The 17,439-nt window shown below is 62.5% G+C and carries 14 protein-coding genes; 3 read left to right on the forward strand and 11 right to left on the reverse strand.

The genetic code is table 11. The features are described from left to right. Window positions 1-799: 799 nt before the first annotated feature. Together GO592_RS34695 and GO592_RS34700 are read right to left on the reverse strand one after the other, a co-directional pair. The gene (locus GO592_RS34695) at window positions 800-1,459 is read right to left on the reverse strand and encodes a DUF6308 family protein (protein ID WP_202715285.1); all 660 of its coding nucleotides are present in this window, start codon (window positions 1,457-1,459) and stop codon (window positions 800-802) included. Between the two features lie 155 nt (window positions 1,460-1,614). Then, window positions 1,615-1,806: a hypothetical protein gene (locus tag GO592_RS34700; protein WP_237737273.1), complete on the reverse strand. Its 192-nt coding sequence runs from the start codon at window positions 1,804-1,806 to the stop codon at window positions 1,615-1,617. Between the two features lie 120 nt (window positions 1,807-1,926). Between GO592_RS34700 and GO592_RS34705 the strand changes: the two genes are divergently transcribed. Beyond that, entirely contained in the window at window positions 1,927-2,169 is a 243-nt protein-coding gene (locus GO592_RS34705; RefSeq protein ID WP_157234175.1) for a hypothetical protein, read from the forward strand. Then, window positions 2,166-2,735: a hypothetical protein gene (locus tag GO592_RS34710; protein WP_157234176.1), complete on the forward strand. Its 570-nt coding sequence runs from the start codon at window positions 2,166-2,168 to the stop codon at window positions 2,733-2,735. The genes GO592_RS34705 and GO592_RS34710 overlap by 4 nt, the downstream gene beginning before the upstream one ends. A 207-nt stretch (window positions 2,736-2,942) precedes the next feature. On the opposite strand, the gene GO592_RS34715 is transcribed toward GO592_RS34710, so the two are convergent. From GO592_RS34715 to GO592_RS34750, 8 genes are all read right to left on the reverse strand, one after another. Further along, window positions 2,943-3,881: a DUF6615 family protein gene (locus GO592_RS34715; protein WP_157234177.1), complete on the reverse strand. Its 939-nt coding sequence runs from the start codon at window positions 3,879-3,881 to the stop codon at window positions 2,943-2,945. A 105-nt stretch (window positions 3,882-3,986) separates the two neighbouring features. Then, the gene (locus GO592_RS34720; protein WP_007295669.1) at window positions 3,987-6,932 is read right to left on the reverse strand and encodes a DUF499 domain-containing protein; all 2,946 of its coding nucleotides are present in this window, start codon (window positions 6,930-6,932) and stop codon (window positions 3,987-3,989) included. Further along, on the reverse strand, window positions 6,929-9,688 hold the full coding sequence (locus GO592_RS34725; protein ID WP_007295670.1) for a DUF1156 domain-containing protein: 2,760 nt from the start codon (window positions 9,686-9,688) through the stop codon (window positions 6,929-6,931). The genes GO592_RS34720 and GO592_RS34725 overlap by 4 nt, the downstream gene beginning before the upstream one ends. Further along, entirely contained in the window at window positions 9,685-12,813 is a 3,129-nt protein-coding gene (locus GO592_RS34730) for a helicase-related protein (RefSeq protein WP_157234178.1), read from the reverse strand. The genes GO592_RS34725 and GO592_RS34730 overlap by 4 nt, the downstream gene beginning before the upstream one ends. Before the next feature lie 223 nt (window positions 12,814-13,036). After that, on the reverse strand, window positions 13,037-13,357 hold the full coding sequence (locus GO592_RS34735) for a type II toxin-antitoxin system PemK/MazF family toxin (protein ID WP_039950319.1): 321 nt from the start codon (window positions 13,355-13,357) through the stop codon (window positions 13,037-13,039). After that, complete coding sequence (locus tag GO592_RS34740; protein WP_157234179.1) at window positions 13,354-13,665, reverse strand: hypothetical protein; 312 nt, start codon at window positions 13,663-13,665, stop codon at window positions 13,354-13,356. The genes GO592_RS34735 and GO592_RS34740 overlap by 4 nt, the downstream gene beginning before the upstream one ends. 266 nt (window positions 13,666-13,931) lie before the next feature. Then, the gene (locus GO592_RS34745) at window positions 13,932-15,335 is read right to left on the reverse strand and encodes a hypothetical protein (protein WP_157234180.1); all 1,404 of its coding nucleotides are present in this window, start codon (window positions 15,333-15,335) and stop codon (window positions 13,932-13,934) included. A 195-nt stretch (window positions 15,336-15,530) separates the two neighbouring features. Further along, the gene (locus GO592_RS34750) at window positions 15,531-16,049 is read right to left on the reverse strand and encodes a hypothetical protein (RefSeq protein ID WP_157234181.1); all 519 of its coding nucleotides are present in this window, start codon (window positions 16,047-16,049) and stop codon (window positions 15,531-15,533) included. A 106-nt stretch (window positions 16,050-16,155) separates the two neighbouring features. On the opposite strand from GO592_RS34750, the gene GO592_RS34755 reads away from it, so the two are divergent. Further along, complete coding sequence (locus tag GO592_RS34755) at window positions 16,156-16,530, forward strand: hypothetical protein (protein WP_007295676.1); 375 nt, start codon at window positions 16,156-16,158, stop codon at window positions 16,528-16,530. Window positions 16,531-16,792: 262 nt separating this feature from the next. Here GO592_RS34755 and GO592_RS45025 read toward each other — a convergent pair whose 3' ends face one another. Beyond that, entirely contained in the window at window positions 16,793-17,266 is a 474-nt protein-coding gene (locus tag GO592_RS45025; protein WP_007295677.1) for a hypothetical protein, read from the reverse strand. Window positions 17,267-17,439: the final 173 nt, after the last annotated feature.

Consider the following 17,439-nt stretch of genomic DNA (forward strand, 5'->3'; position numbering starts at 1 on the left):
TCGGTCTCCCCACATAATGCCGCCGGCGCCAACGCCGGTATTGCGATGTCGAAGTTCCCGCACGTCCGCATCGATCGCTCCCCGCCAGGGAGCCGCTGCGCGGCTCGCAGTAGGCCTGTCCCGTTGCCGTCGATCGAGTCGCTTCGCTCCTCTGGGTTTCGCAGATTAGGCTCTCACCTGTGTTTTCCATCGTCCCGTTCGATTCGGTACCCGACACCCGAACGAGGCTGGGGAGGCGGGAGGGTGCGCCGGACCCATCGGCCGTTCGCCTTCCCACACCGCTCATCGTCATACCCACAGCATACCACCCACCCCAGGGCACCCCAAACACCACAAAATCCGCAATTACCCAAATATATTGATGAACAACAGATTCCATACATTCAAGTCCTACTGCTGTGCATAGTCAACGAAACTATCTCAATAACAACTGATTACCCAAACATGTTGTAAAACAACATATTTCAAAACTCTCTCAAAACGGGCGAAACGGGCACCGGCGCACCCCGCACCCCGGCGCCGGCACTCCCCCACGAGTGTCGCCGGCCCCCACACATCACAAACCGGGGACATGTCATCACACCAGGTCACAGCCCCATCACAGGCAAGGATGCTATGCCCACAGACGGGCTATCACGCTGATGATTGTCGCCGCGCCTTTCACATGGGCGCCGATCGCAGTGGCGAGCCTGCCCATGCCGAGATCATGGCAACTTCGCAGACATCGCCCCCTCGTCCGCGGTCGGGTCCACGCCGGTCCCGGACCCGACCGCGGTTCTCTCGCGCACCCCGGGACGGGTCATCTTTCCTGGTCAGCGCGCTGCCCGAGGCCCCGGGTCTTGCCGTCCATCCACGCGATCACATCGAAGACTCGCAGCGCCGAGATCTCCTCGGGCAACCCGGCCGCGGCCCGAATCTTCAGCAACCGCCCGTGCAACGCCGCGTCGTCGGCGCGCAACGCTTCCCGCACCGGGTTCAGGTGGGCGCGTGCGGTGCCCACAACGCCCATCACCACCGAGTCCCAGATCGGGTACAGGCGGGGACGTTTGCGGGCGATCAGCTTCGTAGCTTTCGTGCGGCCGATGCCCGGCAGCGCCCAGAGGGCGGTTTCCAGGTCCCAGGCGGGCCACCCCGGGCCGAGCGGGTCCGATTCGTCGACCAGGTCCCGATCCGGGCCTATCGCCCGCAGAAGCGTGTTCAGCGCTTCCGCGTCGGTGTCGAGGATCGCCCGCGCCGCGGTCGGCGGGATCTGCACCGACAGGAAGGTCACCGCGACCAGATCATCGGCGGTGAACCGGTCCGCCTCCCCGGCCTGGTCGCCGGTGCTGGACCAGGAGTCGAAGTGTGCGCCGACGTAGGCGCCCTCGCCCAGGTACGGGCGACCGTAGTACCGGGTCAGCGCCGCGATCGCCGCAGCGTCCGAATCCGTCGCGAGAGTGGTCGGCAGCCGGAAAGTCATACCCCGCACCCTCTCACCTCCGGGCGCCGACTGCCGGGAACCGGGGCTGGAGTGGGTCGCTACACGCCGGTCCGAAATCGGTATCGGTGCCGGTGCCGGTGCCGGCCGCGGCGCGGCGCGGCCGACTGCAGTCTCCGGCAGAAGCGTGCGCGCCTTCACCGCCAGATCCGGCAGCCCAACGCCTCGAGCCAATCCCCGTTGGCCCGCGCCGGCGCGGCCAGAGCGAGTTCCTCATCTACCAACACCACCGGGCCAGTGAGGTACGCGACCCGGGCCACGAACCGGGAGACCTCGCCGGCGGTCAGGATCTGCCCGAGCGGCGGCATGGCTGCGGCACTCCCGGTCATGGCACCTCCCCCAATGGCGAGCCAACTGGACGTGGTGCCGACAGAATCGCGTTGCGGACCTATGTCCTTCGGACGTCACCGGGACATGTCATCGGCCCAGTTCAGTGAAAGGAATGCGCAGTGATCGATGCGGACAAAAGACGGCCCAACGGCGAGGACACCACCACACGATTCTTCGACGGCATCGACCTGATCTCTGGTGACAACGAAGCCGGGCATACAGGTCAGCGCCGCCTTCACGTGCTCGGCTATCTTCCACAACATCTCGCCGACTTTGCGCTCTCGTGTGCTGTCAGGACCCTCTCCAGCGCGAATCACGTGGACTGCCTCGCATGCCGGCGTCTGGGTATTGTCCGCCTATGACTATTGAATCGCTCTCTCGAGGTGTTGCGCCGTGCCCACCATCGTCAAATTTTCGCTGGGCGTGGGTGGGCGTTGAGAATGGGACTGCGGTGGCGGTGTTAACCGCTGCCCTCCGCTTGGAGGAGGAACGTACCGATCCCCCATTTCCGGAATGCGCACGAGTCGAATTTGTCTACTCCATGCGCTCCGGCTGGGGTGCACAGCTTGCTCGCCACGCGTCTACGGCACTCAGTAAGAGCCACGGGTTGACGCTCTACCGAAGCGGATACGCCACGGCCGCGGGATGGAACCTGCTCGCGCGCCGCGTGAAGATGGAGATCGACCCTCTTGCTATCTATCAACATTCGCACTATCTCGACACACTTGAGAGGTGGCAGGACCACGCGAGTCGACAGCCTCCTCGTACAAACATGCCGGCTCCTCAACCTCCGATCCGTCCGTACGACCCCAAGAGCGCCAAACAGAAGGGACGCGAAATCCTCGTCACCGCCGCCAGCTACCTATCCCTCCCGGTACCCGAGCAGACTGCAAACAGTGCCGACGATACGACCATCGACCGTCGATGAATGTACCTTCCTCGGTACATGACGACCCTTCGTTGGAGCATCAGCAATGCGAACACCTAACCGCCGCAGCGTGACGGTCGCGCCGAGCGTGTCGAGCGACGCACTTGCAGGTGTCCCCGTCCCATTACGATGCCCCAAGGAGCCAACCTGTCACGGGCGTGCAAGCGGGCGAGGCGTCGTCTCACGGCCCGCAGGGTTTCGGCGAGTCTACTCAGGGGCGAAAGCGGCGACGTACCTAGGTGCCATACCTAATTCCGCGAGCGGATGGCGACCACTATCCAGCTCGACGTTCGCGTCGTCGACGGGTACGTAGTCTGGCGGCTCACGGAAGACTCCAGTCTCACCCAAGTACTCGTACGCCCAATCGAGCGGTGCATCGGCCGGGGTCTCGCTGCGGAGTAGCATCAGCCTCCATACATGGCGCGCGATCGACACGCCGAGTCCTTCGTCGGCGGAGTCCCCGCCCCGAAGCCCTGACGAGCCGACCATGTCCGACAGCATTGAGTCATAGAGAACAGCTCTGCGGCCTGGGCAATGGGCTAGACATGACCACGGCAGCGACAACCATTGAACATCTTCAACGGCGGCTGGGTTTGAGCCGAACGCCTGCTCAACGGCTTTGGCCGCGATGACGGTGACGCCTTGGCCAGCTGTCGGGGTTACGCAGCCATGGATGTGGCGATGCGCGCTGTATCGGGAGCTTCCGGCCTGGTTATAGAGCGCATATACGGCGGGAATTCCGTCGATGCGTGCGGTATCGATCAAAGTCTGCAGCTGGGACTTGCTCGTCGAATCGACCTTGTAGGAGAAGTCGTACTTGCCTCTACCGGTGCTCGAGTTGAGGAGCTTCTTCGCCTGTATGCGGAACGCGAACCAGCGTCCCGTCGCCGTCGGAATCCACCATTCCCAATCGGCACCATTGGCGGCTTCCCGCTTATGCGTGAACTTGGTGATCTTCAGACCGGGGATCTTGCGGCACAAGTCCAGTAGCACCCGGTCTGTAATTCCTTCTTCGCCTTGGCGGAGGCCGAATCGTTCGCCGTCCCGGACATCCACGCCTATCATTCTCGCGTTGTTGTACAGCGCTCCGGCAAGTTCACGACGTGTTCCAGGAGCGCATCCCGCGAGCCATTTCGGGTTCGTCATCTGTCTTCTCCAGTTGCGCGGATTATCCTGACGCCCTTCACTGCACCGAGGAGAGCAGGGAAGGGTGCCGGGCACGAGACATTGATTTGACCGGAAGCTCGACGTTCAGAAATCATCGTCCTCGACGCGGACCTTGGCACCAATCTGATTCGCCTTGGATTCCAAGGCGCCCTGGTCGCCCTCGGCGGTGGTCAGGGTCAGCGTGAGGTTCAGCAGCTGATGATCGAGGTCGCTGTTGGCGGGGTCGACCACCTTCGATAGTTCCTTGAGTAGTTGCCAGATCTGCTCGCGTGTTTCTGGAGCGGTGATGCTTCGGTTGGCGATCTCGACCGTGTACCGCTTGTACGACTTTGGCCCCACCTGCTCGTCCGTGGCCGGCTGCCCACCTGCATCCGTGCGCTTACCCGGAGCGGGCTTCCCTGTCGCGCGAGGCTTGCCTCCCGGCACCGTGCCGCCGAATAGTCCTTCGTCGTCGTGATCTTCGTCTTCATCCTCAGCGGAGGTTTCGGTCTCGTCAGCGTTGGTGTCGGGCTGCCGTGGACGAAGGGTCTGGCTGATCGAGTTGATTTGGATCTGCCCTGGAGAGCTCAGCGCTAACGGGCTTCCCTCGGCATCGACTAGTTCCCAGTCATCGCTGATCAGGCTGAACATGGCGCGACGTATCTCGTCCGTCGAGGGCACCAGAGGGAAGCCGGGGTTCTTGTAGAACGATTGAACGACCTCGCGTGGAGTGAGCGCGCGAGCGAATGTCGTCAGGAGTGCGGCCAGGTATGTGGCGGAGAGGGTGCCGGATGTTGTTGCGCGACTGTCGGCCACGAGTTGTGTCCATACTTGGTCCCCTCGAAGTGATGTCAGGCTGTCCGAGTCGAACCGCTTGAACTCTACGACCAGTTCGTCTCCCACTCGGATGAGATAGGCGTAGTGCTGGAATGCCTTGGCGACGTCCGTGCGGAGCTTCTTTTCCGCAGCCGCGAGTTTGTCTTTGGCTTCGGTGAGCTCGCCGTCCGTGTCATCATCGATTTGGTTGATGACGTATCGCCAGGCGAGGACATCTCGTGCTCGTTGGTAGGCGTTCTTGCGAAGTTGTGTATTGACTGAAGCGACGACACAGCTCGCTGCGTTGTCGACGGTCAGCGGGCTGACCCCCTGGCCGAGTAGCGCCTTGATTTCCTCCCTGGTGGCGGAGTCCTTGCCGTTGAGCAGCGTCCACCGCCGCGGATCGAGTATGACAAGCCTGTTGGTGGTGTTGTTGTCGATGCCGGCGAAGATCTGTGACACCGATGCGTCGGGATTTTCCGGGCGCTCGATGTGCAGTACGTCGTCGAAGGTGCCCTTGTTCGAGAGGTTCTGGGCGAAAGTCCACACTAGTTCTTCGCGAGCATCGGAGGTTACCTGGGCGGCGGCCGCCGTGAAGTACATCCGTAGTGTCTGCTTGATCGAGAGGTAGTAGCGCGCGGGCGCGTTCGGGGGTGTGGTGATCTCCAATGCCCCGAGCCCTTCTTCCCCGGTCAGTGTGTTGAACACTTCCTCTGCAGCGGTGAAGGTCGTTCCGCCGGGCTCGAAGACGCAGGAGAGAAGTTCGGCCTTGGTGGCGCCGCGTCGCCCTTGCGCTCGACCGACCAACGAGTATGCGAAGAGTGCGGTCGCCATTCGGACTGCAGGGGTGGGTTGTCCGGCGTCGACACCGGCCGCTCTCAAGGCGCTGTCGACGTTGACTGCGCGCCCACCGCTGGTGTCGGTACTGGTGATGTCGGTGCTGGCTACAGCGCGGTAGCCCTGGATCGCTCGATCGTTGCCGAGTAGCAGGCCCGAGGAAAGTACTTGCTCCAGGACAACCGCAAGCGGAATGTCTCCGGAACCGATCAGTGCGGGAGCCCAGCGGCCGGCTTTGTGCTCGGTGACCCAGTGCAGTGCTGTGCGCGCGAAGATTGCCACGGTGGACCGGACCCGCTGGAACCCTTGAACCTGTGCCCATTCCTCTCGCACCAGCCTCATCAGCTCCGGGTGGAATGGGTAGACGGCCTCGACACGATCGGCAAAGCCAAGGGTCCCGCGCTGGGGACCGAGCCGGTCGAACACGCTGTCTTTCCACTGCTGGTCGACCGCTTTGGTGAAGGCTGACGCCAGCGCTTTGGTGGGCAAGGTCTTGTGTTGCTGTTCGAAGAGTCGCCGGCGAATGATGGATGCAAAGTCCTGCGGCTCGGTGACGGCTGCGGTGCGCCCGTTGCGAACCAGCCGGGATGCGATGTACTCGCGGAACTCGGTGGCTTGGAAGGGGTATCCGCGCTCGTCGAGTTCCGACTTGATCATGACCACGACGAATGCCACCTTGGGCACGTCGTCACAAGCGTCCATCAGGGCGTTGAGGAATGCCTTCTCGCTGGGCATCGAAGCGACGTGCTCGGCATCGGAGAGGTGGAGTGCATAGTCCATCAACTCGTCGAGCAGAATGAGCACCGGCCGTGCGGTGTCCATCAGCGCTTGCTGCAGCGTTGCCTTGTTAGGTCCCATGGCTACGTAGTGCTGGTAACGATCCATGTCGGCGTCGACAAGACCCCAGATGAACCGCTCGAAGAGATTTGTGGCCGGGCCGAATACTTCGTTGCGGGCACCGGGCGAAAAGTGGTCGGCGGTCAGAGCCACTACTCGGGTGCCTGTCAGGTCGATCTCTGCGCCACCGCGTTCCGCTTCGGCGAGGATCGTCTGCCCGAGTGGGGTGGCAAAGAACTCGTGCGGGCTGTTCGCAAGATGGTAGAGGCCCACAAGTGCGTGCGACTTTCCACCACCCATTCCCTGGTCGAGATGGAAGAGGGCGACGGCCTGATCACCGCCGCCCAGCCGGCTGGTGATTCGACTGAAGAATCCGATCAGGTTCGGCGTCGGCTCGGTGATGTCGGCGTAGTAGTCGACTTTGCGGTAGGGCACGTCGACCGTCTGGTAGACCGCCTTGTGCAGCGACATCTGCAGGTCGCCGATCGAGCCGTCCGAGGCACGGACCTCCGGCCGAAGTGTGAGCCAGTCGGCCCAGTGCGGCACCTGCTGCGGACTCATGGGTAGATCTCCTCGGTGGTCTCGGGCAGCGTGAGCTGCCCATCTTTGCCTAGGCCAGTTTCGGCGGCTCGGTAGACGAGATTGCCGATGGTGCCGGCATTACGCACGATCGCGGCGAGCGCTTTTGCGATCTGGTCGCTGTCGGGAAGCTGTCGGTTGATCTCGGCGACGACCGCCCACAAGTGGGCGTCGTTCGGATTGCGTTCTGCTGTGGCCATTGTTTCGGCGACGGCTTCGGTGCCACCTGCATCCCAGGCTGCTGCCATCGCTCGTACAGTCTCGAAGGTGGAGGATCTCGGCGATATCTGGGTTGGCTGATCGAGGCGTAGCCGGAATCCTGCTTTCGATTCGGTGAGAAGTGGCCCGCGGAGGTCCTCCAAGCGGAGGTTGTCTGCCTGCGCTTGGAATCGGGCTTCGCCCTTGGGAACGACGGCGCGTGCGTAGAGGCGTTGCCAGAAGACCGCGAATCTCGTTGTTGCGTCGAACGTTTCGAGGGGAAGTTCATCCAGACGGAGGGCTGTCGCGTCTCGGACCGCAGCTCTGGCCAAAGTGAGGTAACGGTCGAGGTCTGCACGAGTGCCGTCCGGCTTCAAGACAGTGCTGTACCGGCCGTACACGGCCATTGCGGGACCGTAGGACGCCATGAGCTGATCGGTGAGAGCGAGGTCTTCTCGATCCCATTCGCGACACGCTGCCTTGACTGCTTCGGTGACCTCGCGGTCGACCTGGGCTGCGGTGGCTACAGACAAGGTGGATGGTGCGACGCGGCATCCTATGGTGACGGTGACTTTGATGCTGGCGACACCGGTTGAGGCGTTCTCGGACCTGGACGGCCACGAGCTTGTCACCACGAATCCGGCTTCTTGCAGGGCACCGAGCAAACGCAGCCATGCGTCAGGGTCCGAGTGTCCGAAGACGACGACGAGATGTCCGTCTGAGCGCAGGACCCTCCGGGCTTCGGTGAAGGCGCGGCTGAGCATCTGCTCGTAGAAGTCGCGGGTGCGGTGTTCGTCGGTTGTGCCACCGCGCTTGACGATGATCTCTTCGGACTTGTCTTGTAGGCCGTCGTCATCGAACAATTCGGGGAGCACGTCGTAGAGGCAGCGTTTGAGCCAGACGTGGAACAAATCCGACGCGTCCGAGTAATCGATCATGTTGTAGTACGGCGGGTCGGTGACCACGGCATCGACGGTGCCGTCGCGGAAGGGTAGTGCAACCGCAGACGCTTTGCGTATGCGGCCGGGAATGCCGAAGGGGGACTCCTCGAGAACCTTCTTCAGAGCATTGACTCCGCTGGTACTGACGCTCGACCATGTTCCGGGCCCGCCGCCGGGGCCGGCTTCGAGATAGTCGAAGTTGAACGATTGCTTGCTTTCGTCCGAGAAGACGTCTCCGACCTGGACGCGGTTCTGTTTGGTCCCGTTGCTCTCACCGTGCGAGAGCAACTTTGCGCCGCGTGTTGCCCTACGCAGCTTCCGGGGCAAGTTCGCCGCCGCGTACGCCGTCAGTACATTCGCGTAGTTCTCGGAATACCCGGCAACAAGGAGCTCCTCTCTCACCTCCCTGATAGTGCGGACCGTCTCCACGAAGTGGATGGTCTGCCGAGCATTCATGAGGTCGCCGTAGGTGGAGTAGCCGTAGGCGCTGGCGCGGATCGTGTCCTGATTTCCTGAAGGGATCCGTTCGGATGGGACGGCGGTGAGTCCGCCGAACGGCTCCTGCTCGCCGAGCACCACACCTTCGGCGGCTGCGATCTCATCAACCCGGGGACTACGCCACTCCTTCTTGGGCGTGTCCCCGCCGTCTGCCACTGCAACGAGGGCGTCCTGGAACTCGCCGATGGCACCCTTGGCTTTGACGGCATCGAGACCGTGGACGTGACCGCAGAACAGACAGTGCGCGCTCTTGCCCTTCTTGCCTGGTGCGGCGGCAAAGGTGGGCGCCTGAGTGGCGACTCCGTCGTGAATTTCCACGTGCCAGGATTCGTCCTCGACGATGAACCGGAACGACTGCCCCGAGTCCTTGGTCTTCTTGTACGGGTGACGCAGCGTTGTGTTTCCTACCAGCGGAAACGGGCGCTTGCATTGGTCGCAGGGGATTGTGACGGCCCACAGGTATGCCCAGGGAAAGGACCCGGTGGCGTCCTTGGGGAAAAGTGATGCCACTTTGTCGGCAACACGTTGCCCGACCTCCGCCAGGACCGTGCGTACATCTCGAAGCAGCCGGGGTTCCTGGTCCGCGAAGAGGGTCTGGTCCGTGTCCAAGGCATCGACGAAGGGCAGCGGCGGTTCGGCGGACCAGTCGCGAAGGGGATAGTCCGTCAGCAGACGCCCGCCGAGAGTGGCCACTGGACTGAGGTCCGTTCCCACGGCGGTGATCCCGAGACGGGCGGCCTCCAGGGGAATGATGCCGCGCCCGGAGAACACGTCGAGAACCACGGGTCGTCCTGCCGGGTACTGTTCGCTGATCACTTTGCGGAGCCGCGCCAATGCGGAGGGGTCACCGGACCGCACGGCGGCTTCCACGTCCTGCTGCAGCCCGTTGTCGTCGGGGAGGAGCGTGGCGAGGACCGCCGCCCGTGCTTGGGCGATCGGCCGTGAGGCGAACCAGGTGAAGAGTGCCTTCTCACTGCGCCCGGAACCGGCGGGTGTCTTGATTGCCTTGTCGACGACGGCGCAGGGAAACCAGCGGTCGATCAGTCGGGAGGCCATGTCGGCGGGTGCATCGGCCTCACCGAGGGATGTACGCGGGGTCACTGTTCGCCTTCCATCAATTTCTTCAGGTCCTTGACCTTGATTTGGAACCGCTCGATGCGGCGCGGTCCTTGGGAGAGCTTCGAGGCCGGGTCCTGTGCGCGGATCCGCACCGTGGGGGACGATGCGCACCCGTCGACGACGTACAGCCAGTAGTCGGCTCCGCGTTGCTGGGCTTGGGCCCATTCATGTTGCTCGAGCCAGACGGGTCGCAGCTCCGTATGCAAGCCTTTGACCTCGATGAGTCGCTGTTCGCCCGAGTGCCGGTGGCGGGCGAATAGGTCGTATCCGACCTTTGCCGTCTGCCGGTCGTCGACGATGAATCCGAGCTTTTCCAGTTCGGTGAGAACGGTAGCGACGGCGATCTTTTCGCTGTCGGGGTCGTATCCGAGATCGGTGACACGTGCGCCGGCAGCCACGGCGACCCATCCGACCAACCGTGGCGCAGTCGGGTTGACCTTCTCGATCTGCATCAGTTGCTCGAGCCGTTGATCCTTCAATGCAGCGAACTGGGTCATGCCCTCTCGACGCGCCGCGAGGGGAAGTTCCTCGAGCTCTTCATAGTGCCGGTACTCGACCTGATCGAGTTGCTCGCGGGCCTTCGCGACCCATGCTCGGCGGTCGTCTCTCTGGCGTTCCACTTCTCGCGACAGCGCCGCCTGCGCTTCGCGGATTCCGTCGTGTTTCATGGCTGGTGTCAGGCCTGCGACCGACTGATCGCTGCCCGAGACGGTAAGGGTCATCAGCGACTCCCACGCAACCTCGAACGCCCCCGCGCCCGAGTATCGCACCAGGATCGGGGCCTTGCGCCGATTTCGGCGGAGGCCATCATGTGCTTCTACCTCGGCGTCGAAGATCAGAAGTGTGTATCCGGTGAGCGAGGCGGTATCGGTCATCACCGAACCACGAATCAGCTCCGTCTCCCCATCGCGCATCGCCAAGTGAATCAGGTCGGCGAACGGCTCCTCGGTCGGGCCGAGAACAATGACGGCTTCCAAGTCGGGGTCGGTTGCACCGTCGTTGATGGCTTGGCGAACCGAGGAACCGTCGGCGGCGACGAGTCCGTCCCGACCACCTCCTAGGGCTTCTGGCAGCAAGCCACCGGTTGAACGGATACGGCGAATGCCCTTCGCCGGGCCGGGCGAGAGCGTCCAGTGCTGAGAACGCGCGAGGGTGTCGAGGAATCCGTCGACGATGACCGGGTTGATGGACTCGAGGCGGTCGTCGCGGAATCGAGCCAGCGCTGCCTCTGTGTTCGCGGGGGTATGGAGGCGGTCTTCGTCGCCCACCAGCTCCCGGGCGGCCGCCACCAGTTCTTCCGGCCCGGGAACATGGATTGCGGCCGGCGACGCGGTTTGAGCGCTCAGGAGGGCCTGGGTGTAGTTGAACCCGGACCGCACGGCGACGGCGTCCAGGAGGTCGAAAATGCGGCCGCTCAATGCGCTTCCGGCGGTTTCCAAGTTGGTCAGCATGACCTCCTGGACTCGCCCTTCGCGGGTCTGGGGTGCGACCAGGTGGTAGATGTGGACCGGTTTGGTCTGCCCGATTCGATGCAGGCGACCCATGCGTTGTTCGAGCCGAACCAGCGACCAGGGGATATCCCAGTCAATCATCACGTTCGCGGACTGCAAGTCGATGCCCTCGCCGCCTGCATCGGTTGACACAAGAACTTGGAAGTCTCCAGCCAAGAACCGCTGCTGTAGGTGATCGCGGGCCTCGTGCCCTACGGAGCCCTCCAGGGTCTCGACGGTGAAGCCGGCGTCGGCGAATTGCGCTGCGAGCCAGACTGCGGTGTCGGTGAACTCGGTGAAGACGAGGAGCTGGCCTTGGCTGGGGGTGATGCCGTGGTCGGCGAGAATCTTTTCAGCGGCTTTCCATTTGGACGAGATGCTTCCCTTTTGTGCGGCCTCGATGGTGGCCAGCACGCCGTCGACCGCGTCGAGTTCTTCGGTTTTGTTCCTCGATTTGGCACCGATCACGATGTCCTCGGCACGCGCCCAGGCATCATCGTCGTCGACTGCTGCGGTGAAGCCTCCGCTGTCAGGGTCGACGAATTCCTCGGGGGTCAGTCTGTCAGTCCGCCCGCTCGCCGGTCCTTTCAGTGCCTCGTGGCGCCGTCGAATGGTGGCGCCGACAGCGGTGAGGGAGGACGCGGCGCGTTTTCCATAGATGGAGCGGGCGAGGGTAGCGCTGTCGGCGTAGAACGCATCCACATAGTCCATGGCAGCGGTGTACGCGGCGTCCTCGGCCGCGGTGAGATCTACCGACACCGTCTGTGCGTATCTGGGCGGGAACAGATTGTTGCCGTCGAGGTCGCGCAGCTCTTCCTTCATCCTACGGAGGAAGGACAGGGCGCCGGGGCGCAACGCCGTCTCGTACTCGCTTTGCCGTGGATCCCAGGGGTAGAGCGTGGGATCGAGGAGGTTCATCAACCCGCGGAAGTAGTGTTCCTTCCCGCGGTGCGGGGTCGCGGTGAGCAACAGCAGATGGTGAGTCCGCGCGGCTACCTCGCGGGCGGCACCAAGATACTGCGAGGTCGGGGTGAGGCGGTGCGCCTCGTCGAAAACGGTCAACGACCAGGATGCACGCGAGCCGGCGATCTTGCGTCGCACATCGGGGTTGTAGGTGTACAGGTCCACACTGACCACCCACACCGTCACGCGGGGATCGAGATCTTTGGGGTCGCGCGCTATCTCTGGGGTGAGTCGCTCGGCGACGATGCCGAAGTACCGCCGAAGGTCGCGGCGCCACTTCTCCACCAGATGTGCAGGCACGATGATGATCGTGTTGCCGGGGATGAGCCCTCGCCGCGTTCCCTCGGCGAGGTACATGCCGGTCATGATCGTCTTACCGGTTCCGGGCTCATCTGCCAGCAAAAACCTCAGCCTCGGCTGCGCCAGCATGTGCGTGAAGACTGCCTCGTCTTGGTGAGCGAACGGGCGCAGCGGGCGAGTGGCAAGGACGGCGGAACGGATCCTCGGAACCGCGTACTGCATCCAGCGGGCCCACATGCCGGACAGAACGCGGTTCGGTTCCCCCCCGGCATCGTTGATGGGAACTGCCGACGAAGCGAGATCAGCGTGGGTGACTGCGGCATCGCCGAGTGAGCCGTCGCCCCGTCGAACCACCAGATCAGCACCGTTTGATGTCTCGGTTACAGCGATCACGACGACCAATTCACCATCGATCGTGATCTGTGTGCCGACGACTGGTATCCGGCCATCATTGTCCGCGTTCACCCAGTACGCCTTTCTAACCTGCTTGCCTCCAGCAACTTTTCACGCCGCCCGTTCACCATTTACACACTGTGCCCGCACCACCTGTGCGGGCACAGCGTTTCGAGCCGCGCGGTCACGGCAGGGCGAGCGCGATAGCCAGGGCTTTGTTCAACTCGACAGTCGTCGACGGCGACAGTGCGCCGCCCGACCTGCTTGCTTTCAGCTCGTCGTCGAACAGTTGAGCGAGGTCATCGGCAAGTATGGATCCGACCAGCGGATCATTGGACCCGAGCGGGACGGCAGTGGGGATACCCGGCTTCGGGGTGGTGGTGATTCGAGCGGCCAGCACTGTGTTCAGGTTGCGGTTTCGAAGGTTGTTGGAGACGACGACCCACGGCTTCTCTCCATACCCCATATCGACCCAGAAAATCTGTCCACGCAATGCCGTCGTCATTCGGCGTACGAGCGATCGACCCGGTTCGCGTACCGCTCACGATGAGCACGCCGGTCTTCACCACTCTCAGCCTGCTCCTCGGCGAGCCTCGCATAACCAGCTTCGAGAGCCTTTTCCCGCAGGGACTCAGCCCCAGCACGCAACAACGCACGGGCAATGCCGGACTCGGAGTTGTCCCGGACCGTGATGTGATGCTGCTGCGCCCATCGCTTCAGAATGTCCGACTCAAGGCGTTCGGGATCGCCGAACACAGCGAGTTCCGCTTGATCCTCGCTGTCTAAAGTGACCGGCAACCGCTTCACATCCACGCTTCACATTATGACTCAAATAGTGGATCACTACAACCCAACTTACCCACAACCGCCACCCTGCAAAGAACGCCCGGCTCACACCCAACTACGTCGAGCCCAACGCCCGTTTGGTCAGACCAATCGTGAGCCAAACAAATCGCCGTCACCTCGCAGGCCGAGTACAGCAGGGTCACGACCTTCTAGCTTCACTTCATTCAGACAGATTTCGACCAGGCACTGCCAGACTTGGTCCTCAGCGGCATCCCAGAGGCCCACCCCAAGCCTCAAGGCTTCAGCGCGACAGGAACCTCCGAGTCTCTCGTATGTCCCGCGATCCAACCCTGCGCGTCGCGAAGCGTGAGTTGCCCAGATTTTTCGCGGAGCAAGTCTCGGACCGACTCCGATGAAACAGCACCAGACTTGATTGCATTGTTGAGGACGAACAGCGCAGGCGTATCAATGGCTAACCCCTGACTGTCTTCAAAGGGACCGAGAACGTCCGACCGAAAGATGTCCTTGTGACGAGCATTCGGGTCCTTTTCGAGCTCTCGATTCACCAACAGCCACCTGCGGGGGCGAAGCCGCGGCCGCTCCTCGAACAGGTAAGCTTCCACATGCGCTCCGAGAATCTGCAACTTTCCGCCCTTGGCTCCCTTCGCCACCCCTGTCGCGTCGGCGATCACTAGCCAACCTTCACAGCCAGGTTCGGTGATGCGGTAGTCTTCGCGACGCGCTCGTTCCTCCCACTTGTCGTCCATCTCGGCTACGTTGTAGCCGAAATTTCGCAGAGCATTACAGACAGCGTCTTCGAGGGACTTGTCCTGACCGGTGAGCAAAACCCGCTCGCCCGCATCGGCCGCCTCACGAGCAGCCGATAACCGTTCCTTCAGGCCGTTGAGGCGTGTTTCATACTCACTGGCGATCCGCGCAAAATTCGCTTCTTCGGAGCGGATCTCGTCAGCGATGACTCGCTCTTCATGCGTCATCCACTCCGCATTCTCCGTCCACCGTGGCAGCGCGGGAAATCGTTCAGGGTGACGCTCGTGCCAGTCGCGAAGAGCTTCTTCGAACCACGGTTCAAAATCTGGTAGATCACGGGGAACAATCCACACGGATGCACCGTCCGGACGCCTGTAGTTGGCGGCCAGAATCAATTCTTTCGGTCCTCTTAAATGAATATCAAAGTTTTCGACGGGCTCACGGCTGAGTCGGCCACCAAATTGATAGCTTCGCTTTTCAACTACGGGGATCAGAGTTCGTTTGACGAGATCCTCGAGGCGGTCCGAGATGCGGCTGGCCATGTGGACTTCGTGGCCAGGGATGTGACCGACCCCTTGCAGCCAAATCGGCGATGAATCGGGATCCGTGCCATCAACCTGATCAACTGCCTCCGATCCTGCAACATCACCGAAAAAAGTGAAAACACATAGATGCTCGGGAACAATCCGTGGTTGATTGTTCAGAACCGCTGCGCCGAGGGCCGACGTGCCCCTCTGCGGACGGCGGGCAAGTGGTGCGTTTGTAATCAGCGCGTCCCACTCCGAAAGTTCCACGTCGCCCAGTGATGCGATGTCCCGATAGGTTCCGGGCAATGACTCAATGAACTCGAAGCGACCACGCAGATCCAGCGGGAGCATGATGAGTACTCGTGGATGCTCCCGACGATTCAAGACAATTGGTTGCTTCAACGGGGTTCCTCAGGAAACTAGGGCAGCTTGAAAACATATGAATTTGGTTGCGTTGTTTGCGATCGCGGCCAAACGTGAGATCTCACGAAGCGTCCGCCCAGGCCCGAGGGAGCGGAACGGCATCTCCCGTCTTACCGGTCGAACACGTTGGGTACGGTTGCCCTGGCTGCGTCACGACGTGCCTCGGGCGGAAGATCACGATCCGAACATCGAGCCCCGCGCTCCCCCACTGCCCGAGCCCACAGTAAACGGCTCCAATGTCAGAGACCTCGAAACCGGACCGCCATTAACGGCGCTGACACAGTGAATCCCAGCAACATAGTCACCATCGGCGATGACCGGAACATTGGCTACGCCCGTCTGGCCCTTGTTCAGATGGATGTAGACATTCCCGCCCAGTTCACCACTTTGATATCCCAAGGCCGGGTGTACAGGCGGACCATTGAACCAGTGCTCAGGATGGTTTTTCAGATCGAGCAGCGGACTCGCCTCAATGAGGGCCGCAGTCGCCGACGTGTGCACCCACGGCCCCGAGCACTGCATATCGCCCTCAGGTTCCGGAACACTGATGGTGACCGTCGCAGAGTTACCATTCACGCCCACCTTCGCATCCGCCCTTTCCGCCGCCGAAGCAGACCCCGGAAACGTAAGAGCCGCGATGGCGGCGATAGCGACCACTGCGGCCCCGCGTTGATCAGTCTTCGACGTAATCATAGATATCCCCTCCGCATCAGAGCACCTCAGCAAATGTTGAGCATCCTATCCAGCGCTCCGAGAGGCGATTTTCGGTACCGCCGTGAAGGGGACTCGACGATGGTCCGTGGTTGTTTCCGAGGGCGGACTCAATCAACTGGGCCGCAACATCGCCGGCCGCATCCACCTCTGCCTCGCCGTCGACCAGATCGACGCCCACCTGCGGCGACCGGTCGAGCACCTCCACGAGATCACCCTCGACGACATCCAGGTCACCGCCATGCAATTGACCTACGCCCGGCACGGCGACCTCGAAATCCTCACCCCTCCGCCTACGCGGCGAGATCGCCGCAGCCGAAGCCTGCACCTCAGCCAGCACCACCACCCGATGGACGAAGGCAGCCCACACCCGGTACGTCTTATCGACATTCTCGTGGCGCCGTTGCGGGTCAGCGTCATTCGCCTGAATGACACCAACCGTCGGCGCGGAGCTTCACGCTGATCATTGGAACACGTCGATGCGCGCGATCGCGCAGGAGATGACAGTACGTACGGGACGCCGCACTCTGCGAAAACGCTACAACGTGACTGCGGTTTCACCCGCCGCCTCCCCGATCCGGTGACGTGGGCGTCCTTCCCGCGCCGATACGTACAAGGCTGGTCGACGCGGTGCCGGCCGTGTCGGCGAATGGTTGCGGTGGTCGGCGGCCGAGCATCCGAGTCGACCAGGAAGCGAGCGGCGGATCAGGCGCGATCGTCTTCCGCTACCGGTTGCCGACGATCCGTGCGACCACCCAGGACGAGGCGCTCAACGCCGCCGCCGACAGGAGCACCACCCACAGTCCCCAGCCCACCCCAGTCGAGACCATCGTGTTCATGAACTCGACCTCGTTACCGTTGACGTCCACCGCATCGACGACTCCGATGACCAGAATAACCACGCCGGCCACCGGCGCAATCCAACGATCACCGAACTTCGTGAATCCGCCCCGCGCGTAGATCGCGAACAACGCAGCGGCGGCCACCGCAGCCAGCACCAACGTGATCACCCCGTCGCCCTCGGTGCCCGCCACCCCATAACTGAGAGATGTCGCCCACGGACCGAGACTGCCGACAACGATCGCCAGACACGCAACCAATCCGGCGACGACGTTCGGCGTATAGTTCGCGGGGAGCGGCGACGGTGGTCGCGGCGGCGGCACACCGACGAAACCGCCCGGAACCGTCAAGTCCACCAAGGGGACGGATGGGACAAAAGGCTCCGGCTCGCGTGACTCGAGGGGCCTACTACTGGCCAACCATCGCTCCACCGGACTCAATTCGGCGTCACCGCCGGGTCCGCTCGCTTGATCCGTCACGTCATGCACCGCCCCTCTCTAGCAACCAGCACGAAGCCGCCCCTCCGAGCGTA

It is taken from the genome of Rhodococcus sp. 21391, from assembly GCF_016772255.1.
GTDB lineage: Bacteria > Actinomycetota > Actinomycetes > Mycobacteriales > Mycobacteriaceae > Rhodococcus_F > Rhodococcus_F opacus.